The 25,190-nt window shown below is 35.4% G+C and carries 24 protein-coding genes and 2 tRNA genes; 7 read left to right on the forward strand and 19 right to left on the reverse strand.

Features of this window, described 5'->3' with window-relative positions; all coding sequences use genetic code 11:
• Positions 1–19: 19 nt before the first annotated feature.
• From MMF97_RS12700 to MMF97_RS12710, 3 genes are read right to left on the reverse strand one after another with little or no spacing between them, the layout of a single operon-like run.
• Positions 20–634, reverse strand: coding sequence for a haloacid dehalogenase (locus MMF97_RS12700; RefSeq protein ID WP_243362798.1), 615 nt, complete (start codon positions 632–634; stop codon positions 20–22).
• A gap of 13 nt (positions 635–647) precedes the next feature.
• A complete protein-coding gene (locus MMF97_RS12705) occupies positions 648–1,133 on the reverse strand; it encodes a hypothetical protein (RefSeq protein WP_243362799.1) in 486 nt (161 codons plus the stop codon).
• Positions 1,133–1,783: an ABC transporter ATP-binding protein gene (locus MMF97_RS12710; protein ID WP_243362800.1), complete on the reverse strand. Its 651-nt coding sequence runs from the start codon at positions 1,781–1,783 to the stop codon at positions 1,133–1,135. Before MMF97_RS12710 ends, MMF97_RS12705 begins: the two co-directional genes overlap by 1 nt.
• Positions 1,784–2,060: 277 nt before the next feature.
• Between MMF97_RS12710 and MMF97_RS12715 the strand changes: the two genes are divergently transcribed.
• The 6 genes from MMF97_RS12715 (at position 2,061) to MMF97_RS12740 (ending at position 8,139) form a co-directional block, all read left to right on the forward strand.
• Positions 2,061–2,594, forward strand: a complete 534-nt coding sequence (locus MMF97_RS12715) for an NADPH-dependent FMN reductase (protein ID WP_243362801.1) — start codon at positions 2,061–2,063, stop codon at positions 2,592–2,594.
• Between the two features lie 167 nt (positions 2,595–2,761).
• A complete protein-coding gene (locus MMF97_RS12720; protein ID WP_243362802.1) occupies positions 2,762–3,601 on the forward strand; it encodes a hypothetical protein in 840 nt (279 codons plus the stop codon).
• 119 nt (positions 3,602–3,720) lie between these two features.
• Entirely contained in the window at positions 3,721–4,890 is a 1,170-nt protein-coding gene (locus MMF97_RS12725; RefSeq protein WP_243362803.1) for a sensor histidine kinase, read from the forward strand.
• A 3-nt stretch (positions 4,891–4,893) separates the two neighbouring features.
• A complete protein-coding gene (locus tag MMF97_RS12730; RefSeq protein ID WP_243362804.1) occupies positions 4,894–5,616 on the forward strand; it encodes a LytR/AlgR family response regulator transcription factor in 723 nt (240 codons plus the stop codon).
• Between the two features lie 136 nt (positions 5,617–5,752).
• Positions 5,753–6,727, forward strand: a complete 975-nt coding sequence (locus tag MMF97_RS12735; protein WP_243362806.1) for a c-type cytochrome — start codon at positions 5,753–5,755, stop codon at positions 6,725–6,727.
• A 224-nt stretch (positions 6,728–6,951) separates the two neighbouring features.
• On the forward strand, positions 6,952–8,139 hold the full coding sequence (locus MMF97_RS12740; protein WP_243362808.1) for a S41 family peptidase: 1,188 nt from the start codon (positions 6,952–6,954) through the stop codon (positions 8,137–8,139).
• A 335-nt stretch (positions 8,140–8,474) separates the two neighbouring features.
• Here the strand turns inward: MMF97_RS12740 and MMF97_RS12745 are convergent, their stop codons facing one another.
• The 15 genes from MMF97_RS12745 to MMF97_RS12815 form a co-directional block, all read right to left on the reverse strand.
• Positions 8,475–9,173: a hypothetical protein gene (locus tag MMF97_RS12745; protein ID WP_243362810.1), complete on the reverse strand. Its 699-nt coding sequence runs from the start codon at positions 9,171–9,173 to the stop codon at positions 8,475–8,477.
• A 94-nt stretch (positions 9,174–9,267) separates the two neighbouring features.
• Positions 9,268–9,885, reverse strand: a complete 618-nt coding sequence (locus tag MMF97_RS12750; RefSeq protein WP_243362812.1) for a YceI family protein — start codon at positions 9,883–9,885, stop codon at positions 9,268–9,270.
• 25 nt (positions 9,886–9,910) lie between these two features.
• Entirely contained in the window at positions 9,911–10,729 is an 819-nt protein-coding gene (locus tag MMF97_RS12755; protein ID WP_243362814.1) for a TapB family protein, read from the reverse strand.
• Positions 10,730–10,921: 192 nt separating this feature from the next.
• On the reverse strand, positions 10,922–11,341 hold the full coding sequence (locus MMF97_RS12760; RefSeq protein ID WP_243362816.1) for an ester cyclase: 420 nt from the start codon (positions 11,339–11,341) through the stop codon (positions 10,922–10,924).
• Positions 11,334–12,806 (reverse strand): alpha/beta hydrolase, encoded by a 1,473-nt coding sequence (locus tag MMF97_RS12765; RefSeq protein WP_243362817.1) that lies wholly within the window; start codon positions 12,804–12,806, stop codon positions 11,334–11,336. The genes MMF97_RS12760 and MMF97_RS12765 overlap by 8 nt, the downstream gene beginning before the upstream one ends.
• A gap of 22 nt (positions 12,807–12,828) precedes the next feature.
• A complete protein-coding gene (locus tag MMF97_RS12770) occupies positions 12,829–13,302 on the reverse strand; it encodes a GNAT family N-acetyltransferase (protein ID WP_243362818.1) in 474 nt (157 codons plus the stop codon).
• Between the two features lie 223 nt (positions 13,303–13,525).
• Entirely contained in the window at positions 13,526–14,011 is a 486-nt protein-coding gene (locus tag MMF97_RS12775; RefSeq protein ID WP_243362819.1) for a MepB family protein, read from the reverse strand.
• Positions 14,012–14,182: 171 nt separating this feature from the next.
• The gene (pdeM, locus tag MMF97_RS12780) at positions 14,183–14,818 is read right to left on the reverse strand and encodes a ligase-associated DNA damage response endonuclease PdeM (RefSeq protein WP_243362820.1); all 636 of its coding nucleotides are present in this window, start codon (positions 14,816–14,818) and stop codon (positions 14,183–14,185) included.
• Between the two features lie 85 nt (positions 14,819–14,903).
• A complete protein-coding gene (locus MMF97_RS12785) occupies positions 14,904–17,357 on the reverse strand; it encodes a ligase-associated DNA damage response DEXH box helicase (protein WP_243362821.1) in 2,454 nt (817 codons plus the stop codon).
• Between the two features lie 71 nt (positions 17,358–17,428).
• Positions 17,429–19,021, reverse strand: coding sequence for an ATP-dependent DNA ligase (locus MMF97_RS12790; RefSeq protein WP_243362822.1), 1,593 nt, complete (start codon positions 19,019–19,021; stop codon positions 17,429–17,431).
• Between the two features lie 3 nt (positions 19,022–19,024).
• Positions 19,025–20,050: a ligase-associated DNA damage response exonuclease gene (locus MMF97_RS12795; RefSeq protein WP_243362823.1), complete on the reverse strand. Its 1,026-nt coding sequence runs from the start codon at positions 20,048–20,050 to the stop codon at positions 19,025–19,027.
• 501 nt (positions 20,051–20,551) lie between these two features.
• On the reverse strand, positions 20,552–21,061 hold the full coding sequence (locus tag MMF97_RS12800) for a ClbS/DfsB family four-helix bundle protein (protein ID WP_243362825.1): 510 nt from the start codon (positions 21,059–21,061) through the stop codon (positions 20,552–20,554).
• Between the two features lie 256 nt (positions 21,062–21,317).
• A tRNA-Pro gene (locus MMF97_RS12805) sits at positions 21,318–21,391 on the reverse strand.
• Between the two features lie 17 nt (positions 21,392–21,408).
• Positions 21,409–21,482, reverse strand: a tRNA-Arg gene (locus tag MMF97_RS12810).
• Positions 21,483–21,605: 123 nt separating this feature from the next.
• Positions 21,606–23,891 (reverse strand): TonB-dependent receptor, encoded by a 2,286-nt coding sequence (locus tag MMF97_RS12815; protein WP_243362827.1) that lies wholly within the window; start codon positions 23,889–23,891, stop codon positions 21,606–21,608.
• Between the two features lie 137 nt (positions 23,892–24,028).
• Between MMF97_RS12815 and smpB the strand changes: the two genes are divergently transcribed.
• Positions 24,029–24,478: an SsrA-binding protein gene (gene smpB / locus MMF97_RS12820; RefSeq protein WP_243362829.1), complete on the forward strand. Its 450-nt coding sequence runs from the start codon at positions 24,029–24,031 to the stop codon at positions 24,476–24,478.
• Positions 24,479–24,485: 7 nt separating this feature from the next.
• Here the strand turns inward: smpB and MMF97_RS12825 are convergent, their stop codons facing one another.
• Entirely contained in the window at positions 24,486–25,142 is a 657-nt protein-coding gene (locus tag MMF97_RS12825) for a protein-L-isoaspartate(D-aspartate) O-methyltransferase (protein WP_243362831.1), read from the reverse strand.
• Positions 25,143–25,190: the final 48 nt, after the last annotated feature.

Consider the following 25,190-nt stretch of genomic DNA (forward strand, 5'->3'; position numbering starts at 1 on the left):
AGTTTTATTTCAGTACTAATTAACGATTTTTTATTGACAAAATTTCTGTTACACAAATTTTGTCTCCAAAAAAGTTAACCGGATGGGCTGCATCGTAAATTACCAGCGTATCAGTTAACTTTTCGTTTGTATTTATTAAAGTTTCTTCAATCAGTTTGTTCCAGTTATTAGCGTATTCATCCAGAAAATACAAATTGATAGAACGCTCTAACCCATTCCATTCTATTTGCTTTATTTTATTAATAGCTATATCCATATTACCTTTTGCTACAATAAAGATATTTTTATGCTTTGCTGCTATTTCCTGTAAAACAGCTAATACATCGTTATACAACAATAATTTTAAGGGTAAACGAGCATTTTCATGTAAGCGATCAAAATTTAAGCGGTATTTGGAGTCTATATTAAAAGCATTGGCTATCTTATCAAAAATATCAGCACTTCCGTTTTTTTCATATTCTTCTTTAAAACAAGCTATGATCTGCTTACTGTCTAATTGTTCAGTATAGGCCATAAATTCGGCAAAGAGATAGTAAACCTGTAATAAATAATCTTTTTCGGGGTACAATACGTCATCAAGGCAAAAAAAGAAACTCTCTTTTTGTTCAATCAGGTTGGAGATTGGCAAGGTCATTTATTGAAATCTTTTAAATTGAAATTAAACCTAGTTTTTCTGTTTGAGGTTCGATATAAAAAGCACCGTTAAGTTTCAGGTTAGCTGCTTCTTCATTTCTAATATGTTCTGGGAATGATTGGTAAAGAATATTTCCATTTTCCAGTATTATCCAGTTTTTTAGATCTGTTTGCACATCATATTGCGGGAGTAGATCTGTACGAGGCAAAAGTACTTTTATTCCATACTCTGTAAATAAAGTAACTGCTTTTGATACAGCCTCTATCTCAAAACGATACAGAGGTAAAATCATATCTACATTATGATCTAAACAACTGGTTAGTAGTATATGTGCAGCACTTTCTTTATTTTGATTACCTAAGCTCAAAAAGCTATAGTTTTCTGTTTGTAATTGAGGTACCTCACCATAATCTGCCAGAATAAGTTCAAAACCGGCAAAAGCCTTCTTTATTTTTATTGCGGTTGCTGTAGTAGCCGCAGTAATTAAAATTTTAGTCATTAAATTATATACCCGTCTTTCATCGTAACTACCCTGTTACTGATATTTGCTAAATCACTGTTATGTGTTACAATTACAAAGGTTTGTTTAAAATTATCTCTCAGATCTGTAAATAACTGGTGTAATGCATTGGCATTCTCAGAATCCAGATTACCCGAGGGCTCATCTGCCAAAATAATTTTAGGATTGTTAATTAAAGCTCTGGCTACTGATATGCGCTGTTGTTCACCTCCCGACAGCTGGGCAGGTTTATGATCAGCCCGTTCTGTAAGGCCAAAAAAATTAAGCAACTCAAAAGCTTTCTTTTCGGCTTCTTTTTTCCCTGTTCCTGAGATATAAGCCGGAATACAGATGTTTTCCAAAGCTGTAAACTCAGGTAATAAGTGATGAAACTGAAACACAAATCCGATATGCTGGTTTCTGAAACGACTCAAAGCCTCTCCTTTTAATTGTTTCAATTTTACCCCATCAAGTTCCACGTTACCTTCATCAGGTTGATCCAATGTTCCTAAAATATGTAATAAAGTACTTTTACCGGCGCCAGAGGCACCTATAATGCTTACAATCTCTCCTTTATTCACTTCGAGGTCAACACCTTTTAAAATAGAAAGATTTCCGTATGATTTTTTGATGGCATGTGCTTTCAGCATAATCGCGAAGTTACAAATTTGTTGACTGCCTTTTCAGTATAAATTGATCCTTAATCAAAAGATTTCTCTTACAATTGCTTTTGATGGCATTTTTTAAGAACTGCCTGTCTGATTATCATATATGTATCGGTTTTCGATTAAAAAAACTTTGAGTAAAACAACTATCATTAAAACACCGCAAACCAACAATCTATTTTATGTAAAATCTATTCTGCAAGATTTTAACATATCCCTAAAAGATGTTTTTTCTGTAATTTTCCAGACCTAATTAAACGAAATGAAAAACATTGTTGCAATAGTTGGTAGTGCCGATTTAAATTCTGCAAATCATAAATTGTTATTATATCTCAAAAAAATAACAGAACGTTATTTTAATCTTGTGATTTATGAAGGTTTAAGATCTTTGCCTCATTTTGATCCGCAGCTTTCAATTTCCAATCCACCCGATAGTATTATAGCTTTCAGGCAGATGATAGAAAATGCCGATGGTGTAATTATCAGTACGCCTGAATATGTTTTTAGTCTTCCATCGGGACTTAAAAATGCAATTGAATGGTCTGTTGCTACCATCATTTTTACCCGTAAACCTTTAGGCATTGTCACCGCTTCGGCAAGTGGAGAAAAAGCTCATGAAGAACTACAATTGATTATGGAAACCTTAGGTGCTACATTTAATTCAGGTACAACGCTTCTCATTCAGGGTATTAAAGGTAAAGTGAGTGAAGAGAATCTGGTAGAAGATAACCCTACAAAAATAGCTCTTACTGAATTTGCTCTGGCCTTAAATTTACTTATAGAAAAACACCTATAAGCTTTATAACATCTATAATATTTCTATCTAAATCCGTTATTTGTCTGCCATAAACCTACGTTTGTCAACAGTTTATTGTTATCTGTCTTTATAGCAGTTTACACCTTCTAAAAAGAAAAACTAAAAAAAGATATTTGTACTGTTCTTAAACCAAATTAATTAACAAAATGACAAATAAAACTGCGATTAGATTCCTGATCTCTATGTGTTTAATTTCTATTCATGGTATTTCTTTAGCACAAAAAGTTGATAACACAAAAAATGAGATTATTTTAAGTGAATTAAATTTTGCAGAACTTGCCAGTAAAAGCAGTATCAAACAGGCATTTGAACAAAATCTGGATTCGACAGGAGTTATTGTAAATGGTATTAAGATTGTTAATGGTCTTAAAGCCTATGCGGCCATTACATCAGATAACACAGCTCGATTAGTCTGGTATCCTACTTATGCCAGCATGAATGTTGACCGCGATTTTGGTTTTACAACCGGACCTTATCTCTTTTATGCCAACAAAGGAGAAAAACCAGATGCTACGGGCAATTACTTTTCCATCTGGAAGAAAGATAAGAACAACATTTTTAAACTTATTTTTGACGGTGGTATCAATCATACCAAAATAAGAAACGACTATAATATTGCCATTAATGAAGCTTCCACTAAATTTACTGCTCTAAAAACAGAGGCAAAAACAAGCATTTCTACTCCTCCAAGGCTACAAACAACTGATGATGCTGTTCCTTATCTGAGCAGTAAGGTGGTAACACTAAGAGCAGATCAGCCTGTATTATTTGGCAAAAAGCAATATCAGCAGCCATCTGCTCAAATGACCTATGTGCAAAAAATCAGCGGATACGATAAAAGTGGAACAATATTTTATTGCATAGGCAATCTTTCTAACAATGCACAGGAAGCTTTGCAAAATAAATTTCAGGGTTATTATGTACAGGTATGGCGTTTTGAAAAGAACTGGGAAATTGTGGCCGATGTGATACAGTTAATTAAATAACTATTTGGCCAAAGCCGAAGTGCTGTTTATCTACAAATTAGCACCGTATATCTACAAACAGTTCTTAATTTGTTTCTAATCCAAAGGTTTTAAATACAGATTGCTATTTTTATGCTTAAATGAGCATATCTTTAAGCAATATCAGGTTTACAAAAGTTTGGTCTTTAAGAAAGAAAATCCTACGGCATCTTCTTTTCTGGGGAGTATGCACTACTATTTTAACCTTTTTATTTGCTGTAGGTTTACCAGGATATTTCTTAGCACTTAAACTGGTATTAATGTTATTACCTGTACATATTTTGTACTATTATACGGTTGATACACTTCTTATCCCCAAATACCTGTTCAAAAGAAAGTTTTTAGCCCTTGCCCTGTCATTTATTGTTGTTTGTGCTTTTTATACTTGTTTATACCGTTTGATTGAAATCTTTTTTGCGGATCCCTACCTCTATGCACAAATGAAACCGCTAAATCCTGCCTTTAAATGGAAAAAAATAGAAGGCAGTTTTCAGCAGCAGTTTTTCAATGGCCAGTACATGATTCATGCGCTGGAACAATCTAACTCTATTATCTGGGGTGCCTTATTGATTAAATTCATTAGAATGTGGTACGAACGCAAACAAATGGCGCTGCATTCTGAGCTTAATTTTTTAAAGGCCCAGATTCATCCGCATTTTCTGTTCAATACCCTAAATAACCTCTATGCACTTACGCTTGATAACTCTCCTTCTTCACCTGAAGTGGTTTTAGGCCTGTCTCAAATACTTCGGTACATGCTTTACGAATGTAAATCAGATTATGTACCCTTAAAAAGAGATGTGGAGATTATAAAGAATTACATTACTTTGGAGAAATTACGGCATGGTGACAGATTGGATCTCAATTTTAAGATAGACGGTGAAATTAACCAACAGCAAATTGCACCTCTTTTGATGATCCCACTCATTGAAAATGCTTTTAAACATGGTGCAAGCGAAATGATGGAAGGTGCATGGATCAATATGGTTTTAGAGGTAAATCCAAATTCAATTAAATTTAAGGTATCTAATGGAAAACCCATAGAACAACATGAAAACCAGCGTGTACATTTCGGGAAAATTGGACTTGAAAATGTAAAAAAACGACTGGAACTCATTTATCCTGAAACGCATCAATTTACTACCTATAATGAAGAAGATATGTATGTTGCTATTTTAGAAATAACGCTTAACTCAGCTTCGTTTACTCCTATAGCGACAAATGATATCTTCAAAAGTTCACCTTATACTCCGTTAACTACAAGCAAATAAATAATGAAGATCAAAACGCTGATAGTAGATGATGAGCCTCATGCTATTGAAATCATTCAGAAGTACATAAAAGATTTTCCGCAGGTTGAACTGGTTGCAGAGTGTAATAATGCTGTACAAGCCTTTCAAATTCTACAACAAAACAAAATAGATCTTATCTTCTTGGATATCAAAATGCCCGGGTTGCTGGGCACAGACTTAATCAGAACCTTAAATAATCCACCTAAAATCATATTTACCACAGCTTATCAGGACTACGCATTAGAGGGTTTTGATCTTAATGCGGTAGATTATTTACTTAAACCTATTCCTTTCGATCGCTTTTTAAAGGCAATGGATAAAGTTTTTGATCTGTATAAACTTGAGCACCAAAAAATTGGGATAGCTACTCATCTTCCCGAAACTAAGGGTGATGATTTTCTTTACCTAAGAGTAGAAAGAAAAACGGTAAAAATTAGCGTTAGCGATATCTATTGGATGGAAAGCCTTAAAGATTATATCAGAATAACGCTTAAAGATAGAGTACTGGTCAGTAAACAGAAAATAGGCGTACTGGAAGAGCTTTTACCGGATGACAAATTCATCAGGATACACCGTTCTTTTATGGTGGCCGTAGATAAAATAGAAAGCTATCATGCCTATGCCATTGGCATTTTGGGTAAAGAACTACCCATAGGTCGTAATTATAAAGCCGAGTGTAAAAAGAGGTTAACGCAAGGTATTTAAATACTTATTAAGCTTTTGTTTCAACACTTATCGTCAAAACTACACTATCTGTCTACAATAATCTTGTGTTTGTCGATTTGATAAGTATATCCATTATTTTTTATGGATTTTCGTTACAATTAATGAAGAATAAAACATGAAATTATTAAAACTTTTAGGCATTATCATCGCCATTGTTGTACTGGTAGCCCTTGGCTCAGGATTGTACATCAATTTTGCCAAACCAAACGTGGGCGATGCACCAACACTAAATGTAAGTAAAGACAGCGTTAGTATTGAAAGAGGAAGGTATCTGGCCAACCATGTTACCGTATGTATAGATTGTCATAGTCAACGTGATTGGAGCACTTTCAGTGGTCCAGTAATTCCGGGAACAGAAGGTGGTGGTGGAGAAGCCTTTGATAAAAAGATGGGTTTTCCAGGTAATATCTACGCTACTAATCTAACTCCGGCTACGCTCTCTTCATGGACAGACGGAGAGATTTACAGAGCTATTACTTCTGGCGTAGGAAAAGATGGTCATGCTTTATTCCCGGTAATGGGCTACCCACGTTTCGGTAAAATGAGCAAAGATGATATTGAGAGTATCATTGCCTACATCAGGACATTGCAACCGGTTAAGAGCGAAATCCCTAAATCTGAGCTGGATTTTCCAGTTAGTTTACTTAACAAACTTTCTCCACAGGCTCCAAATCATCAGGTACGCCCCTCGCCTGCTGATACCGTTCTTTACGGTGGTTATCTAGCTAATGCAGCCGGATGTGTAGACTGTCATAGTCAGCAAGATAAAGGTAAAATCGTAGCAGGTACAGAATTTGGCGGCGGCATGGAATTTAAACAACCTGCAGGTATTATACGGGCACCAAACATTACCATGGACAAAACTTCTGGAATTGGTAACTGGAACAGCGATCTGTTTGTAGCTAAGTTTAAAGTTTATGCAGATAGCAGCTATAAACCTCAGAAGTTAAATCCTCATGAATTAAACTCGCCCATGCCTTGGAAGATGTATAGTGGCATGACCGAACAGGATTTAAAAGCTATTTATAGTTATTTAAAAAGCATAAAACCAATTGCAAATAAAATAGAGGTAAGAACTTATACAAAATAGGATAATAATCAGATTAACTGAGCGCTTTTTAGGGTAGTAAGAGGCGCTCAAACAATCATCATAAACAAAAGCCCTGCAGGTATACTTCCTGACAGGGCTTTACTTTTATATATTCTTTTAAATCAATCTTTCTATTCATACCATCTAGCAAACGTCCGATTCATCAGACAGAAAAACATTCGTATATTTGGAGTTATATCCAATTTCAAAACGACACTACATAAATGAAAATAAAAATTTATCTTATCATACTTTTTTTAATTATCTCAAATTTGACTTTTGGACAAACTAAATATCAAAAGGACTTTGGCGAATTTTGGAACGACATAAACGATAATTATGCATATTTAAAAGAACAAAATATAGATTGGAAAAAAGTAAAAGAAATTTACCAGCCCAAAACCGAAAAAATTTCTACAAGTTCCGAATTTATACAACTTTTAGAAAGCGTTTTAAATGAACTTTATAATGGACACTCCTCCCTAAATACAAATCTGAACACCTCAAACCGATTAATTCCGTCGGGACAAGATATTTATGTTGAAAAAATTAACAACAAATTTATTATTACAGATTTACGGAAAGATTTCGGTGCTGAAAAAAGCGGACTTAAAGTAACAATGGAGGTTACAAAATTCAATGGAAAACCAATTGATGAACAACTTAATAAGTTTCTCCCAAAATTTACGCAAAATCATAATTCAAAAATGTATCAATTTGCATTGGATATGCTTTTTGCGGGAACACATAACACAAAAAGAGAAATTTCCATTTTGGAAAATGGAATAGAAAAAGAATATTTTCCTGATGAATATAAGTATACTCAATCAAATTCTTTACTTGAAAGCAAAATTATTAACAAAAATACCGCTTATATAAAAATCAATAACTCACTAGGAAATAACCAATTAATTTTAAATTTTGACAAAACGCTTGACAGTTTTCTAAATTATAGAAATCTAATAATTGACCTTACAGAAACTCCAAACGGAGGAAATACAACAGTTGCAAGGGCAATTATGGGAAGATTCATTGATAAAATTTTGCCGTATCAAAGACACGAATTTGACGAACAATACGAAACAAAACGAGTTTGGACAGAATTTGTAATGCCAAGGAAAAAGCAGTTTAAAGGAAAAGTTTATGTATTAGTTGGACATTGGACAGGAAGTATGGGAGAAGGAATTGCAATTGGTTTTGACGGAATGAAAAGAGCAGAAATTATCGGAACAAAAATGGCAGGATTACTTGGAGCGATTTCTAACTTCCAAATGACCGAAACAAAAATTGGGTATCAATTTCCAACAGAAAGACTATATCAAACAAATGGTAAGCCGAGAGAAGATTTTTTACCAAAAATTTTGACAAGAAATATTGAAGAAACCTATAAAAAAATATCAAAAATAAAATAAAAATTAAGAAACTGCCTATAATAAGGCATTCCCATCTGACGCAAGCGTCCGCTTGTTACTAATCTTAGAAGAGCACAAGCACCGCTAAGTAACCAAACGGAGTGAGTTCTACGAAGTAAATGCTTGCGCTAGACAAAACGTTTAACTAGGAGTTTAAAATACGAAGTTGAAACAGAATAAGAAACCCTTCTACAAGCTCAAGCGTCTATTCTGGCGCAAGTATGCGCTTTGACAAACCCTAGAAATGCATTGTATCAATACTTATAAATGCAAAAAGCCGAATTTACATTTGTAAACCCGGCCTCAAACTAAACTAATTATGATGTTGATTCTCTTTAAAAAGTATATTTTATACCAAATCCGCCACTTTCAGCACCAAATCCACCACCATTGAAATCAAAGGCTGGCATCCAGTCTGCACTAATGGCAATAGGTGTATTGTTAAATTTATATTCTAAACCAGCCATAGCTGCTAAACCGTAATATGAATATCCCCCACTTGCATACCAGTCTGAGTAAATAGATTTTTTGTAAGAGAAATTTCCATAATAAGGCCCTGCTCCTACCAGCCAGTGCAAACCGGCTACATCAGGAATGGCTTTCTCATATTGATACAGTGCAGTAATGGCAATATCATTACCCAACCCACTATAAGATCTGTAACGTACAATCGCTTCTATAGCCTGGTCTTTCTTAAAGAAATATTTTCCTGTAGCCGAAATACCCCACATAAACTTAATTCCTAAAGCGGCTTTATATGGACGACCTGATTGATCCGTTACAATTTCTGTTTTAGTTGTATTTGTTTTAGGCTGACTTGCTTGTTGATTTTCTTTTTCAACTTGTTTTGTTTGTTGTGTCTGGGGTACTGCTGCAATAGTTGCAGGTGCTGTTGATGCCGGAGCTTTGGCAACAGGTTTTGTTTCCTGCTCTTTAACAGGTTGTTTTTTTACAGCCGTTTTTTTAACCTGTGCATTTGCGTTTACTATTGCGAAAGCCGCTGTAAAAAATAAAATAGTTGTTAAATGTTTCATGTAATTTTATTATGTTAAATATTTGTTATTTAGCAATTTATCAGTTTATCATTATTAAAAACCTGATAACTAGGAAAGGATAATTAAAAATTGATTAAAATCTGGTAGCAGTAAAGTCTAGCTCAATTTCTATTTCATTTTTTATCTTTTTATCTGCAGGCAAATCATCCGATGTAGCAAAGTTCATCCCCCATTTGGTTCTATCGAATTTGAAATTTGAGACTACAGAAACAGCTGTATTGGAAATATTGATCTTAGCTGGAATATCAAGCGAAAGTTCTTTGCCCAAAAGTTTCATGCTGCCTTTAATCAAGTAATTGTTACCCTGTGCATCAACAGCTTTCTTTTCTGCCGATCTAATGGTATAAGTAACGTAAGGATGTACGGCCAGATTAAAAAAATCAACCGCTTGCAAATGCTCCGTCAGTTCTATTTTCTTTTCTAAGGGAAGTTCATTGGTAATCAATATCGATGTTATAGGAATGTTGATTTTTCCTCTTGTAATTTTATCGCCCTCTAAAAAAATATCCTCTCCTTCTAATTTGATGGTTCCTGAATTGAAATATCCGGTTTCAAGGTAACCTTTCCATGAGGCTTTGGCGCTTGAATCCATTACAAGTAGATTTCCTTTATCTTTTTTACAAGCTACCAAAAGTGCTATACACATAACTATGGCTATTAATTTAAAGCCATTCATTTTTAATTTGTTCATTTCAAATAAATTCACGGTAAAATATTTATGATTTAATGTTATTCAACACGATGGTTGAATTGGAAGTAGTACCACCGAAAACAGTCGTATTTTCCTGTTTTACCACACCCACGCCATGCGCCATCCAAAGTGTAATGGTTTCTGTGCCATCACGAGACATCATTTGTTTTCCATCCACTTTAATGATTTGCTGCTGAGAGCTGGTATAAACAAATTTGCTACAAACAAATGTGCCTCCAGGAACTGTAATGGTTTCTACAGCCACCGCAGTACCAGGCTTTTGAACAATTTCTTGTGTAAGTTCAAAAGTAGTATTGCTTCCTGATTGCTTTTGGATATATCTAAGGTATTGGCCGGTTATGCCAGGAATTTCCCACGTTAAGGTAGCGTTTTCGCGAATGGCGTTTTCCATAACCATATATCCCGGAAATCCTGTGGTTTTAGCCTCTTCTACTACCACATTCGGTGTTTTCTTTAATTCGGCCACTAAAGCGTACCAGGCATCGGGCATATTAAAGCTGGTATAGGTTTTACCATTGGTTACGTATAAGCTATTATCCAATGCCATATCCATGCCATGTGCGGCAATATTGGTATGCAGGTTATAAACCTGTAAACCTGTTGAATCTTTTCCACCATCAATCCATTTGGTTGCAGTACCAATATTCACATCATCTTCTATAATGCTATAAGTATATTTGGTATTCAAACGAGGTACAAAACTATTTTTGCTAGCCTCTTTTAGTTTTGCTGTTTCTGGTTTATCCTTTTTACAGGCATTTGCAGTTAAACCTAAAATCAGCAGTATCAACATCCATTTACTGCTTAAAATTTCTCTTTTCATCTTTATCATTTAATTTCCGGCAAAAGTATTGCAGAGCATTGCACACTTTCAATCAGCGTAGATAAAGGGTTAATAATCGTCGACTAATGAATGAAAAAAGGCATTTTTCGCCGAAAAAAATGCCTTTTAAATAGTTCTTGATTATTTTGTTGTAAGGAGTCTCTTATGGAGAAAAATTAGGGTAATTTTAAATTAATCAACTTTACAAGTGTGTACACTACCGGCAATAGCCTGTTCTATTGCGTTTCCATCTATAGCAGCCCATTGAGCACAGATTTTTTCATTTGCAAACTCAAATAACCGATAGCCTGTTGTAACCAAGTCTATTCCTGTAGCATCATAACCTCGCCATTTGCCAATGTGTTTTAAGTTCATGCTTATCCTTATAAACACCTTATTTCCTTCTGCCACCATATCTTCTATAATGGTTTTGTGCTGAAATGAATTACCTGTAGCTTCTATCCACCTTTTAGTTCCTTCAATTGTTGCGGGTAAACCTAAAGGCAGAGAATGATCTATAAAATTATGATCTATGAAACCGACTAATTCTTCTGTTTTTCCCTGGTTCCATACATTCTCAATATATGCTAAAATCGTTTCTTTCTTATTCATGTCTTTTTTTATTATTCACAGTATCATCCATTTCTTTTTGAATTTGTTCGCCAACCATCAATCTTGTATTAAAATGATCAGCTCCCTTAACAATCTCAACATAGATTTGTGCTCCAACAGTTTTTATCTTCTCTTGAAATGCAATTACAGATTTTTGTAATAGGAAATTATCATTTTCGCCAGCGTAGATCCTGATTTTATTACTGGCTTCTTTTTTAATCTTTGGCCAGTTGTGTTGCACATAAAGTGCAAGATCATAAGGTTTCCAGGAATTAGCAATTGCTTTATTGATTTTACCTGTTAAGGGATTAAAAAGCTCTTGTGGTCGCCCATTTTTGTCCGGTACGCCAAATTCTGCTTCAAAAGATTGTCCCTGTCCGCCATCTCCTTCTAATTGTTCTTTTTCGGCCATCTTCTTTAAAGTAGAAGTAGCTTTACCATTAATGATAAAAATCTCTCTTTCTTTTTTCTGGGCATCATAAAAATAATTGTCATCCTTATAAATATCAACGCCTGTAAAATTGCTGAAGTCTATAGGATCTGGTGAGGTTGCCCAACATCCACCAAATTTATCCGGGAAATGAAGTGCCAGCCAGATTACGCCATAACCGCCAGAGCTCTGCCCGGTAATTAACCGATGTTCAGGTAGTTTACTCATATTGAATTGGCTTTCGAGATGAGGAATAAGCTCGGTAACCAAAGCCGTTCCCCAAGGTCCATTTACCCGCGAATCAACAAAAGCATGTAAACCATAAGGTGTTTGTGTTTCAGGATTTAAGAATACATAGATCTTCTCTTCTCCCTTACCTATACCGTATGTCTGTTGCTGACCTTTATTATAGGCATTGTGGTGTGTACCTCCCCAACCCGGTATAATATAAACCACAGGATATTTTTTACTAGGATTATTTTGATAAGATGGTGGTAAAACGACTCCGGCTTTTATAAAAACAGGCTCTCCTCTAAATTTTGTTAAAAGCGTTGATTTAAAAACAACTTCTTTGACTAAATCACTCTGATTAAATTTTCGCTCAGGAAAAACATTAGATAAGGTTAATATTGGAGCAGCAGTTGCTCCGCCATCTAACAGGGCTACTACCTCTTTACGGGTATATAAATTACCCGGAGCGTTGTTTCCCCGTTCTTTGGTATTGGTATCCAGTATCGCTACCATTTTATAGTAGGTTTGCTTCAGCGAATCCAAAGGTTTTAAATAAGAAAAAGATTTCTGGTCTAAAGTCTGGATTTTGCCTGCTTTCCAATCTTTAACAGTAATGGCAAAAGCTGGCGCATCTTCCTGTGCCTGTCCAAAGGGTTTACTGGTATCTGCCTGAATATAAACCATCAACCGCCCGTTGTAAGGGCCTTTTAAATCATCGGCCAGTTTAACCTGAATTTTGTTCTGTGCCTGTGCCTGAAGCGCAAGGAAAGAAAATAAAAAACTTAACTTTAATATAGATTTCATATTGAATAGCTATTTGTCTTGTTCATATTGCTTTTATCATTTTATAGTTTGTTAGTTCTACACCTTTTACATATACATGTTGTTCTTTTTGTACACTGAAACCCTTGTTTTCAAAAAACGGTCTTGCGGTTTTACTAACATCTGATATGAGTTCTGTTTGCTTTTGTTGTTTTGCTATATTTTCTATGTTCATATAAAGCTTATTTGCAATACCTTGCCGTTGGTAATCTTTATGAACATAGAACAGATCAATGTAATGCCCCCTGTCAAGTGTAGCAAAACCAACAATCTTGTCTGCATATTGAGCAACTAAAATGATTTGTTTTGTCAGTATTGTGTTCCATCGCTGTAGGTTTTCAACTCCTGAGATCCATGCCTCAATTTGTTGTTTATCATAATCTGCATAGCAAATAGTGGTTATTGTTTCTACATACAGTTTTTGCAATTCGGCTAAATCATGCTGTTGTCCTTTTCTAATTATAAAATGTTCAGGCATTTATCAAGTTTTTTTTTTAAAAAAATAGTTTGTTTCAACAGAGCTGAGAAACAGTTTTTCTTTTTCAAATATATCATGGATCCTAAAAGAGAAGTAACTCTATCGACAGAATACCTATCCTTATAGATGAACGACATAACACAAATCTTCTGGATTTATACTTACCATATATAATTTTAGCGTCTTCTGTTATTCCATTGGTCGAATAATAAAATTAATCAATTCATACCAAGAGTTCTAAACATGTGTTTGTATGACTTTTCTCAATGATTGAAAAATACTTTATTTGCCAATCCTGACTTTTTTGTGCCTGCACATTTGTTGTAGTATCCCAAGGTGGGTAAACTCTTATTCCCCGTTTTCCGCCTGCTCCATTTTGCGAAATAATGCCTTTTTCTTTCAAAACCTGTTTTGGAACAATAAACTGTCCAATTTTATTGCCTTTTATAGTAGTGATGACCATGAAATCAAAATCATCTGAAACATCAAATGGCATTGTTGTTCCATTTTTACCGCGTTTCCAAATGGCTACAAACTGACCTGTTTTTTTAGGGGTAATCTTAGCCAACCGATATTCTATATTCCATTTGTTCAGCTTAAAAGAACAAGCATTGTATGTGCTCCTCTCCTCATTTAGTTTTAAATCAGATAGTTTCAGACCACATCGATCGTAAAACTCTTCTTTTATTTTTTTAAGTTCGTTGTACAAGATATTTTCGTTTATATTTCTCAAAAAGTATTTTACAAATTTGACAAAAAAATAACTTGTTCTGGTTTTTAGTAGATAAACAGCTTGCTATTACAAACTAACCTACCAAAAATAGTTTTAAATGACCTAACGTTTGTAAAGAGAATGCGATTTAAGTTTAAACGTGAGGTATTAAACCTTTATCACTTTTGAGGCTACAATAGCGAAGATCTGATCATTTTCTTTGGGTTTGAGCAGCCGTAGCCCCGTAAATGCACTGAAAGCCGGCAAAATGGCATAATCTTCTCCAAAATAAAAACATGGAAATTTCAAACCCTGCTTGGCTTTGTTATAAACGCGTATTCCCGGGTGGAGATGTCCGCCAATCGGATATAAATCTGATCTGCATTGGATAGTATCGTGTATAAAACAGAAGCCAGCACAGTTATAACTTGGTTCATGAACTTCTATAGCTAAATCTGTATAAATTTCTTCTTTTTGTTTATCGTGATTTCCTTTTACCAGAATAAAGCTAACCTCATTAAATTTCTTTCTCCACTTAGCAAATTCATCAATTTCTGTATTATAATCACTATGAAACATATCTCCATTGATCAGTAACTGCTTTGGCTGATATTTTTGAAGTAGATTTTCTAATCTTAGAAGGTCATTTCTTGAAACTGTGTTTGGAATTGCCAATCCGGCTTTACGAAAGTGAGCCGCTTTACCTAGATGTAAATCACTAATTGCTAATAATCTTTCTTTTGGTAAATAGATTGCTCTTTCTTTATCTAAAATAAGTTCTTCTCCCCTAATTTTAATTTCCACGCTATAAAGTTAATTTATTCTTTCACCATTCTTTGAGAAGGGCGCAATAAGACTTCTAATTTTCATGTATTATGATGCTGTAGAATCATTCTTTAAAAACCTCTTTTTTCATTCGCTCTATCCGTTTTTCTAATTCTTCAGAACTCATATTGGCTCTCAAGCTATCTACTTTAATAGGGAATGATAAGGGTGTAAAACGTTTTGGATAAGTGATAATGATATTACTCTGCTGTATTCTATGCAATGCTGCTGCTAAGCGAGGTTCTTCCAGTTGCTGATAAAATACTTCTTCATACGCTTGTCTGAGCAGTAGATTATGTTTATCGAAATCACTAAATACATTAAAAAACAAGCCTGCGCTAGATTGTAGGTGTTTGTTTTTTACATACTTTCCGGGGTATCCCTGAAAAACTAATCCGGAAATACAGGCAATATCCCTAAATTTTCTTCTTGCCATTTCAGTAGAGTTGATACTTAAAGTAATATCTTCCGCTAGATTTTTAGGAGAGAAAATTTCATAAGCAATTCCATCATCCATTGGTATTTCTGTATCACTCAGTAACTCAAAACCATAATCATTCATCGCTATTGAAAATGTGATGGGTACTAATTTACTTAATCGGTAAGCTACCAAAGCACCCAGAATTTCGTGTACCAATCTACCTTCAAATGGATAAGCAAACAGGTGAAATCCTTCCCTATTGTTAATCATCTCAATAAGTAGTTCATCACTTTTAGGAACATGTGACCGTTCTTGCTGAGTAAGAAAAAGCGGATAAACAACATCAAGTTCTTCATCCTGATGTTTTTTGTAAAGTACTTCATTGTATTTTTTGCGCAATACCGAGCCCAGGTTAGATGACAATGGTAATCTACCACCCAACCAACTAGGCGACATTGCTTTTTTCTGCTTACTCCGACGAACAAATACCGTCATATCCTTTATTTGCACGAATTCTAAAATTCTTCCTGCCAATACGAAACTATCGCCAGCTTTAAGTTTAGAAACGAAATATTCTTCTATCATACCGATATAGCCTCCGCTTAGAAACTTTACTCTTAACATGGCATCGCTTACAATGGTGCCAATATGAAGTCGGTGGCGCAGAGCAATTTGTCTGCTTTTTACTTTCCACAAACCATCTTCATCTTTTACCACTTTTTTAAACTCGTTGTATGCAGTTAAGCTATCGCCACCAGAGGTAATAAATTGCATTGTCCACGTCCATTCTTCAGGTAGAAGCTCTTTGAAAGCATGAGTTTGTACCACCTCCTGGTAAATAACCTTGTCGTCAAAACCATCGCCTACGGCCAATGTAACCAAGTATTGAACTAGTGTATCGAAAACCATCACAAAGGGTTCTCTGCTTTCAATATTGTTTTCTCTGGCAGCTTCCTTAATTGCGGCACCCTCAACTATTTCTAAGGCATGGGTAGGCAAGAAATATATCTTTGAAACTTCATAGGGCGAGTGTCCCGAACGGCCGGCACGTTGTAAAAAACGAGCTACACCCTTTGGAGAGCCTATCTGCACCACCGTATCTACCGGCTTAAAATCTACACCTAAATCTAAAGATGAAGTGGCAATAACCGCTTTTAACAAACCATTGTGCAGGCTGTCTTCAATCCAGTTGCGCAGTTCAAAATCTATGGATCCATGATGGATAGCTAATCTTCCTGCCAAATCAGGTTCAATATTTAACAAGTGCTGATACCAAATTTCTGATTGACCACGGGTATTGATGAAAATTAAGGTAGTTCTACTTTGGTTAATAATCGGGATAAGCTTATGGGCTAATTTCAACCCCAAATGGCCAGCCCAAGGCAGGGTTTCAATCGTATCAGGTAAGATGGTTTTTATTTCTATTTTCTTTTCTAATTGTGCTCTAACTATGATTTTCTTAGCATTATCTTCTGGAATAATTACATCTAAGGCTTCCTGTATATTGCCAATAGTTGCCGAAATGCCCCAAACTCTCAGTTGTTGTTTGCCATTAGCTTTCTGTAAACCTTTTATTCTTGAGATCGCTAATTCAACCATCACACCTCGTTTGCTTCCTAAAAGTTCATGCCATTCATCAGCCACGATACATTGTAGGTTTTTGAAGAGATTAGAAGAACCTTTTTGAGCTAGTAAGAGATGTAAACTCTCTGGCGTAATGAGCAATATTTCGGGCATTGTCTTTTTTTGTTGTAGCCTTTCTGCTTGAGAAGTATCGCCATTACGTACGCCAACATGCCAATCTAAACCTAAAACGCTTACGACTTCATGCATCGCCCGGGCTATATCTTTAGCCAGAGAACGGAGCGGAGTAATCCAGATTAGTTGTAAGCCCTTAACTGGTTTTGGCTGGTTTAAGCCTTCAATGACTACAGCTAAAAAAACAGAAAATGTTTTTCCAAAACCTGTAGGTGCATTTACCAAGCCACTATAACCCTCTAAGTAATATTGCCAGGTTTCTTTCTGGAAATCGAAAGGCTTTCGTTTATCTGCTTTAAGCCAAGAGATGATTTGCTTATAACCTTTGGTTTTTTGCATGTTATTACATTTAAACATTCAGAATCGCCTCAATCTAATCTTATCTTTCTCATTACGTAAATTTTTAATGATTAAGGTGTAACTGGAATGAGTGCCCTTAAGTCATCCAAAGTATTGATTTCCTCTACTCTTTTATCCTTACGCCAACGGGCAATACGTGGAAAGCGTAATGCCAAACCAGCTTTATGCCGTTTGCTTTCTGCAATCCCTTCAAAGGCAATTTCAAAAACGAGCTCAGGTTTTACAGTACGCACCGGACCAAATTTTTCGATAGCATTTTTATTAACGAAACTGTTCACTTCCTTAATTTCCTTATCCGTTAAACCTGAATAAGCTTTCGCTATTGTAATCAATTTTTCGCCATCGCGAACAGCAAAAGTATAATCTGTATAGAAATTGGCTCTTCGTCCGCTGCCTTTCTGCGCATAAATCATCACCGTGTCAACGGTGTAGGGATTAATTTTCCATTTCCACCAATCGCCTCGCTTTCTACCGGTGTGAAAAATGGAATTGAGGTGTTTTAGCATAATTCCTTCACTATTGATTTCTCTAGCTTTTTCTCTTATTTGAGCCAGTTCTGCCCAGCTTTTAAATTTGACAACCGGAGATAACACGACTATTCCTTTGGTAATTAGCCTATTGATGAGCTTTTCCAATAGCTGTCTTCGTTTGACTAAAGGTTCGGTTCTAATGTCATTGTTTTCGTACTCAAGGATATCATAAGTATAAAATCCTATTGGAGCGTTTTCTAATTGATTTTTACTAATGGTTTTCCTATTCAGGCGCTGTTGCAATGTACTAAATGGGAGCACATTCTCATTTTTTACCGCAAGTATTTCTCCATCTAATACAGTTCCATCTGCTAATTCATCCTTAAGAAAATGTAATTCCGGAAATTGGTCGGTAACCAGCTCTTCGCCCCGACTCCAAATGAACAATTCTCCATTACGTTTTACAATTTGTCCTCTAATACCATCCCACTTCCATTCGGCCTGCCAAGCTGAGGTTTTACCTAAATTTTCGGGCTCGGTATCTATAGCATAGGCCAAACAAAATGGATATGGCCAAGAATTATCGGTATTTACATGTGCTCCGGTAGTTAATTCTTCATAAGTGATTTGGTTGGGTTGCCATTTCCCCATTATACTGTGCATAATTTTATTGGCATCTTGTTTACTTTGCTTGGCAATGGCATTAACCAGCATCTTATTTGAAACACCAATTCTAAAATTTCCGGAAATTAATTTATTGAAAATGAAACGTTCTTGTGTTGTTAAGCTGTTCCATGAGTCAAGGACGTAACGCTTTTTCTCTTCATCGGTTTTACTTTGAAGAGTTGTAAGTTCGGTAATCCATTGGTGCAGTGGCTTATCGATATTATTTTCTGCAACAGGTAGTACCAGTGCAATCGTTTCGCTTAAATCGCCTACACTATGATAGCTTTCTGTAAACAGCCACTCCGGAATATCACTAAGCTCTATTGCCCATTGTCTGATTAACGTGGTAGTGATTGGTCGTTTAGGGCGCTTGCCTGTAAACATGGCAATTACATAGGGCTTATCAAGTGGATTGGCTTCATTAAAATAAGTAACTAAGGCCTCAATTTTATCATTGGTTTTATTGCTTAATTCTAATTCTTGTATCAACTGTGCAAAGCGTTTCATTCTTTATACCTGTTTTTCTTCAACATCTACTTCTGCTTTTTCCTCAGCTTCTTCATCGCCGTATTGTGTTTTAACCTCTTCGGCCTTCATACCTATTTCGTTTAAATACCTGCTGAAAACTGCTGTATTACCATGGGTTATCATCACTTTTTCGGCCTCTGTTGCTTTAATGACATCTAACAGACCTGGCCAATCTGCATGATCGCTCAGGGCAAAGCCAGCATCGGCACTGCGCCATCTTCTGCCTGCTCTTACTGCCATCCATCCACTACAAATGCCAACTGCTGGATTAATTAAACTTTTAATCCATTTGCTATCTGCTAAGACTGGTGGAACAATTACAATACCTTTTTGTAGTTCATCTTTTTTGATTTCTGTAGTAATTTGTATGGTATTTGGTAACTGAACGCCGGCTTTTCTGAAAGCTTCATTTAGGTTTGCAATGCTACGATGCACAAAGATTTCATCAGCCCCCTTTAAATTTTTGATTAACCTTTGTGCTTTACCTAAACTATAAGCAACCAGAATGCTGGTTTTGTTTTTAGTGTGATTATCCACTATCCAATTATCAATATTATCGAAGATGAATTGCTGCGGCTGCCATTTGTAAATAGGTAGTCCAAATGTACTTTCAGATACTAAAGTGTGACATTTTACAGGTTCAAAAGCGGTACTGATACCATCGTATTCTGTTTTGTAATCGCCAGATACTACTACAATTTCTCCTTTATACTCTAACCTGATTTGAGCTGAACCTATCACGTGTCCGGCGGGAAACATACTCAATTTAACGCCATTGATGTTAATTGGCTCGTTATAAGCTAATGTTTCTACATTATCATACAATCCATATCTCTCTTCTAAAATTGGCTTGGTTAAGGTATGGCATAGATAGCTTTTATTGCCCCATTTAGCATGATCGGCATGTCCATGAGTAATTACAGCCCTATCAACCGGTTGCCATGGATCGATATAAAAATTACCCTGTCTGCAATAAATTCCTTTGTTTGTAAATTGTATCAAAGCCATGCTTTCTATAACGATTATAGCTAGTTATAGTTTTAAAAATCCATTTGCACGAGTTAATCGGCCTTCTTATTGGATAGTAGTTTCACAAATGAAGATCATCTAGCCAAAATGTATAAAGGCCAAAATCGAGAACAAGGGTAGGTTTTATTTGAGCTATTGGAAATTACAACGACAAAGAGAGTATTTTAAGCCTTGTTAATGAAAGACAAGTGTCCTCTAGTACTCGTGCTAGTTTCATCGGCTTTGCAGTTATGGAGCATGTGCGGATTTTTGTACGAAAGTTAAATAGAGTTACTAAAATCTAGCATTTATTCATCAATCAGCCTGCTATATTTTTTAGTGAAAAGGGATTATTTATTTTCTTTATTTAAAGTCCACTATAAACCTTTGATAAATGTTGGAAATTGTATATTGTGGTTTCGGATAGAATTTCGAAACACAAAGCTATTTAAGCGATGAACTGTTTTTTTATCAAACCGCTGTTAGTGGCTAACGTTCTTGTCATTTCAGCTGTTTTATTTTCTTCCATTTTCGTATTCTGTTCTTTGCGTTTTTAAATGGCGAAGAAGTATTTAATTGTATCATTTTTCCAAAAGTCCATTTGTCGTACAAAGTCATTTCATAAAGCTCTCTATTCGTCTTGTTTTCAATTAATTTCAGAATTTCATTTGTTGTTTTATCAAGTTTTTCATTAAGCATTTTGAAATCGTCATTTTCGTAGTCTTTATAAAATTTCTGTGCAAGTAATCCGAGTTCATTCCATTTAAAACCTGTTTCTGGAAAATCAATTTCAAGTCCTTTGCTTTTCTTATAGTTCCAGTTCAAAACCAATTGCCCCCAACCAATAAGATAAGCAACAAGATTATTGATACTTATGAGTGTGTTTTTTGAATGTCCGTCAAGTTCTTTTTTTTCGGTTAATTCAATTGGAATATTGGCAAGTTCGGTTGTCAACTTTTTATAGTTTTCAGTTATTGCTTTTAGTAATTCGTTTTTGTCTTTCGGTACCATTCTGTTAAAATTGTTTGTTTGTTCGTTAGGTCATCTGCTATGAATTTTCACGAACTATTCATTTACAGGGAATTTCGCCAAGCAGTTTTATAAAAATAATAAATTACTGAGTAGTAAAAAGATATACTTTTAGAATTAAAACTTACAAAGAAGATTTGCATCGATACAATAGACTTTCATATTTATTGAAAAGGAAATTATTGTTTGTCCGTAATGCATTTAAACAGAAAAAGCCACTGATAATCAGTGGCTTTTGTCGGGATGGCAGGATTCGAACCTGCGGCCTCCACATCCCAAATGTGGCGCGATACCGGGCTACGCTACATCCCGAAAAGGTTTTACCTTTGTACCCCCAATAGGATTCGAACCTATGACCTACGGTTTAGAAAACCGGTGCTCTATCCAGCTGAGCTATGGAGGCCTCTCAAAAGAAATCATTGCTGATTTACGTTTGAACGGTGCAAAGATAAAATTTCTTCACCACAATTTTTAATATTTTTTAAATTTATTAGCGATTTAGTCTAACAAACTGATTAACAAAACACTAAAAATTATACCTAAATCCCACAAATAACCGTATGTCTTGATTGGGTGCATAAACATAACTGGGATCAAATACCAGACCATAAGGATTATCTGCTGTGGGTAATGCCTGCCCTTTTGAGTCAAATACCACATTCTTATTAAAAGGGTCCTGGCTTCTTGAAATTAAAAATGGAGCATGTTTGGCCGGATTAAAATTTAGGAGATTCTTAACTCCACCATAGATTTCTGCTCGCTTAAATTTTGTAAAGGTCAACTGAATATTTTGTATGCTCCATACGGGCGATATAGGGTTTCGAGGATCCAGCTCACTTAATAAAGGTAATCGCATGGCGCCGTATATATTCCCTGTATAATCAGCTTTTAAGTGCAAGGGTTTAATATGGTAAGATACAGACCAGGTTCCCGAAAATTTTTCGGTCAGCATTTGTTGTTGCTTAATTCCGTCATTTACCAATGAGACATCTTGATAGGTAATACCTGTATTTAATTTTAATCCCCATGTAAAGGTCAGATCCAGGTTAGCTGTAACTCCTTTGTTGATGGCATAACCATTGAGGTTATCATAGCGTATCTTAGTTACATCGCTTTCATAATCGGGTACAATTCTATTGGTAAAGTAAGCATAAAACAGACTAACGTCGAGTCCTATAATAGTGGCATCTGGGGTAAAAATCTTAGCTGCATAATTCACATTTACATTATAATTGCGCTCTGGTCTAATCTTAGTGTTTACCTCCACTTTTCGGGCGCCTGTTAATGCTGCATGATCTTCTGTAAAAATGTTAACCACTCTAAACCCGGTACCTGCATTAAATCTTAGTGAATTAAATTGGTTCAGGCTATATTTATAAGCCAAACGTGGTGTAAAGATACTTCCATGCAAGCTATGGTAATCGTACCTTAAACCCAACAATAAGGTATTTTTCTGGTTAAACCTGATTTCATCTTGTACAAATAACCCGGGCAGCCACACTTTTTCATGATCATTTCCATATTCCTTATTAGTAGCCATAGTATTATCTTTATAAAAAGTATATCTTACTGCTGCCCCAAAAAGAAGATCATGTTGATTGATTTTTTTATCCCAGGTTAAATGAGAGAAGGCAATTTGTTGTTTGGCGATATAAGAGGTTTCTCCATATCTGCTGTTCTGATTATGTTGGGTCAATGAAAATGCCAGAAATGTCTTTTCTTTTAGAGGTAATTGATAATTGCCTACCATTTCCCATCTGCTGGTATAGATACTTTCTCCATAAACTTCATCTCCACCTCTGTAACTTTTATTCCATCGGGTTTCTCCTCCCCACCTGTCTTCATAAAGATACCTTGCTGCTAAAGAAAAAACTCTGTTCTGTCTACGTTCTATGTTCCATTTCTGAAAAAGAGCTATCCGGTTTTGCAGGGTCATATCTGTAAAATGATCCTGGTTCCTGTCCAATATTTTATTGAAATTAAAATAATTAATACCAGTTAAAACAGATACCTTAGAATTTAACTGCAGTTTAAAACCCAGATCTGCATTGTGTTCTAAATGCGTATTAGACATCAGATCAACCGAAAATTTTGGTGCACTACTTACTTTTTTTGTGATGATATTGATCAATCCTCCTACCGCTTCACTTCCATATAATGAGGATGCGGGGCCTTTTACGACTTCTACTCTTTCAATTATTGAGGTTGGTATTCCTGAAAGACCATACACGGTTGATAAACCACTTACAATAGGCATTCCATCTATTAAAACCATAGTATAAGGGCCTTCAAGACCATTAATATGAATATCTCCGGTGTTGCAGATATTACAGTTTAGCTGAGGTCTTACACCATTTATATTCTGAAGTGCTTCAAAAACACTTGCCGCAGGATTACGCTTAAAAAAATTGGCGGAATATATTTCTACCGGCACAGGACTTTCCAATCTTGATACTTCTTTTTGCGTTCCCGTTATCACCACTTCCTGTAATTGCTCCTGATCTTCTTCTAATACAATTTCTTTTAAGACTGTATCACTTTTTAACGCCAGCGTAAACAAAGCTGGTTTATAACCTATAGCAGTTGCTTTAATTTGATAAACAGCTTCTTTTAGTCCTAAAAACATAAAATTACCTGCTGTATCCGTGTGTACTTTCATGCTAACAGGAGATAAAGCAATTGTTACTGACGAGGTTTTAGAATGGTCAAAACTTACTGAGCCCTGCAGCTTATAAGTTTGGGCTCTGACGCATATCATATTCAAGATAATAAAAAAGGCTACTAAACTATAAAATTTGAAATTGAAAATCATTTTAACTACGATTAAATTTTAAAATCAATTCAACAAAATTAAAATTTTAGATTAATCTAAAATAATATTTAGATAAATATTTAATTTAGTTTTTTAAAGGATAAGGAAGAAACCTAAAAAATAATGATATTTGTAGCATGTCAAGAGAAATACAGATCAAGAACAAGAGGGCCTTTTTTGATTACCACATTTTAGATAAGTATGTTGCAGGTATTGCCTTATTGGGCACAGAAATCAAATCGATAAGAGAGGGTAAAGCCAACATGACCGATTCATTCTGTATGTTTATTGGAAATAGTCTGTATGTACGTAATCTCCATATTTCTGAATATGGTTTTAGTTCTTTTTATAAGCATGACATTAAAAGAGACCGGGCTTTACTTTTGACTAAAAAAGAACTAAAAAAACTAAAGTCTAAAGGAGAGGAAAAAGGTTTTACCATAGTTCCTTTACGTATTTTTATTAACGAGCGGGGTTATGCCAAGCTCGAAATTGCACTGGCACAGGGTAAAAAAGAGTTTGACAAACGCGAAACGATAAAGGAAAGAGATACCAAACGTGAATTAAACAGGGTAATGAAATTTTAACCTGTACTTACCACGCCTGATCGCCAACCAATGGCACAAACCTGAAGGTATCTAATTCTATTTTCTCAAAATCATTTTCAGATACGCGTATTACGGTAAGCATTTTCTGCGTTTTTTCATCACCTACCGGAATTACCAGTATACCGCCTATTTTGAGTTGTTTTAAAAGCAGCTCAGGTACGAAAGGTGCTCCGGCTGTAACTATAATTTTGCTATAAGGTGCATGAGCGGCAATGCCTTTAGAACCATCGCCTAAAAAGAAATTAGCATGATAGCCCATGCCTGGTAATACTTTAATGGTATGATTGTATAAATTTTCCTGACGCTCTATAGTATATACATCAGCTCCTAATTCCATTAAGATACAGGTCTGGTAACCCGAACCTGTTCCTATCTCCAGAACTTTATCCCCTTTTTGAATATGCAGTAATTCGGTTTGATAAGCAACCGTATAAGGTTGTGAAATGGTCTGGCCTTCTCCTATAGGAAAAGCAATATCTTTATAAGCCTGACTCCAAAAGGTTTCATCAAAGAAAAAATGACGCGGAACTTTTCCTATCGCTTTTAATACCTTTTCATCAGATATTCCGCGTTCTCTGAGCAGTTCAACCAGTTTCTTCCTTGCTCCTTTTTCTCTATAATTATCTACAAACTTATACGCCATTTAGTACAAAATTAGCCTTAATTTGCGTAAGAACACAACATTTGAACT

The sequence above is a fragment of the Pedobacter montanisoli genome, assembly GCF_022809115.1.
Classification (GTDB): Bacteria; Bacteroidota; Bacteroidia; order Sphingobacteriales; family Sphingobacteriaceae; genus Pedobacter; species Pedobacter montanisoli.

What these genes read in the sequence shown, in the direction of transcription:
- MMF97_RS12765 (WP_243362817.1), bottom strand. Translation starts at nt 12,806, where the DNA reads ATGAAATCTATATTAAAGTTAAGTTTTTTATTTTCTTTCCTTGCGCTT.
- MMF97_RS12770 (WP_243362818.1), bottom strand. Translation starts at nt 13,302, where the DNA reads ATGCCTGAACATTTTATAATTAGAAAAGGACAACAGCATGATTTAGCC.
- MMF97_RS12710 (WP_243362800.1), bottom strand. Translation starts at nt 1,783, where the DNA reads ATGCTGAAAGCACATGCCATCAAAAAATCATACGGAAATCTTTCTATT.
- MMF97_RS12725 (WP_243362803.1), top strand. Translation starts at nt 3,721, where the DNA reads ATGAGCATATCTTTAAGCAATATCAGGTTTACAAAAGTTTGGTCTTTA.
- MMF97_RS12760 (WP_243362816.1), bottom strand. Translation starts at nt 11,341, where the DNA reads ATGAATAAGAAAGAAACGATTTTAGCATATATTGAGAATGTATGGAAC.
- MMF97_RS12745 (WP_243362810.1), bottom strand. Translation starts at nt 9,173, where the DNA reads ATGAAACATTTAACAACTATTTTATTTTTTACAGCGGCTTTCGCAATA.
- MMF97_RS12790 (WP_243362822.1), bottom strand. Translation starts at nt 19,021, where the DNA reads ATGAAACGCTTTGCACAGTTGATACAAGAATTAGAATTAAGCAATAAA.
- MMF97_RS12720 (WP_243362802.1), top strand. Translation starts at nt 2,762, where the DNA reads ATGACAAATAAAACTGCGATTAGATTCCTGATCTCTATGTGTTTAATT.
- MMF97_RS12700 (WP_243362798.1), bottom strand. Translation starts at nt 634, where the DNA reads ATGACCTTGCCAATCTCCAACCTGATTGAACAAAAAGAGAGTTTCTTT.
- MMF97_RS12750 (WP_243362812.1), bottom strand. Translation starts at nt 9,885, where the DNA reads ATGAACAAATTAAAAATGAATGGCTTTAAATTAATAGCCATAGTTATG.
- smpB (WP_243362829.1), top strand. Translation starts at nt 24,029, where the DNA reads ATGTCAAGAGAAATACAGATCAAGAACAAGAGGGCCTTTTTTGATTAC.
- MMF97_RS12735 (WP_243362806.1), top strand. Translation starts at nt 5,753, where the DNA reads ATGAAATTATTAAAACTTTTAGGCATTATCATCGCCATTGTTGTACTG.
- MMF97_RS12740 (WP_243362808.1), top strand. Translation starts at nt 6,952, where the DNA reads ATGAAAATAAAAATTTATCTTATCATACTTTTTTTAATTATCTCAAAT.
- MMF97_RS12800 (WP_243362825.1), bottom strand. Translation starts at nt 21,061, where the DNA reads ATGGTACCGAAAGACAAAAACGAATTACTAAAAGCAATAACTGAAAAC.
- MMF97_RS12755 (WP_243362814.1), bottom strand. Translation starts at nt 10,729, where the DNA reads ATGAAAAGAGAAATTTTAAGCAGTAAATGGATGTTGATACTGCTGATT.
- MMF97_RS12785 (WP_243362821.1), bottom strand. Translation starts at nt 17,357, where the DNA reads ATGCAAAAAACCAAAGGTTATAAGCAAATCATCTCTTGGCTTAAAGCA.
- MMF97_RS12715 (WP_243362801.1), top strand. Translation starts at nt 2,061, where the DNA reads ATGAAAAACATTGTTGCAATAGTTGGTAGTGCCGATTTAAATTCTGCA.
- MMF97_RS12815 (WP_243362827.1), bottom strand. Translation starts at nt 23,891, where the DNA reads ATGATTTTCAATTTCAAATTTTATAGTTTAGTAGCCTTTTTTATTATC.
- MMF97_RS12825 (WP_243362831.1), bottom strand. Translation starts at nt 25,142, where the DNA reads ATGGCGTATAAGTTTGTAGATAATTATAGAGAAAAAGGAGCAAGGAAG.
- MMF97_RS12705 (WP_243362799.1), bottom strand. Translation starts at nt 1,133, where the DNA reads ATGACTAAAATTTTAATTACTGCGGCTACTACAGCAACCGCAATAAAA.
- MMF97_RS12795 (WP_243362823.1), bottom strand. Translation starts at nt 20,050, where the DNA reads ATGGCTTTGATACAATTTACAAACAAAGGAATTTATTGCAGACAGGGT.
- MMF97_RS12730 (WP_243362804.1), top strand. Translation starts at nt 4,894, where the DNA reads ATGAAGATCAAAACGCTGATAGTAGATGATGAGCCTCATGCTATTGAA.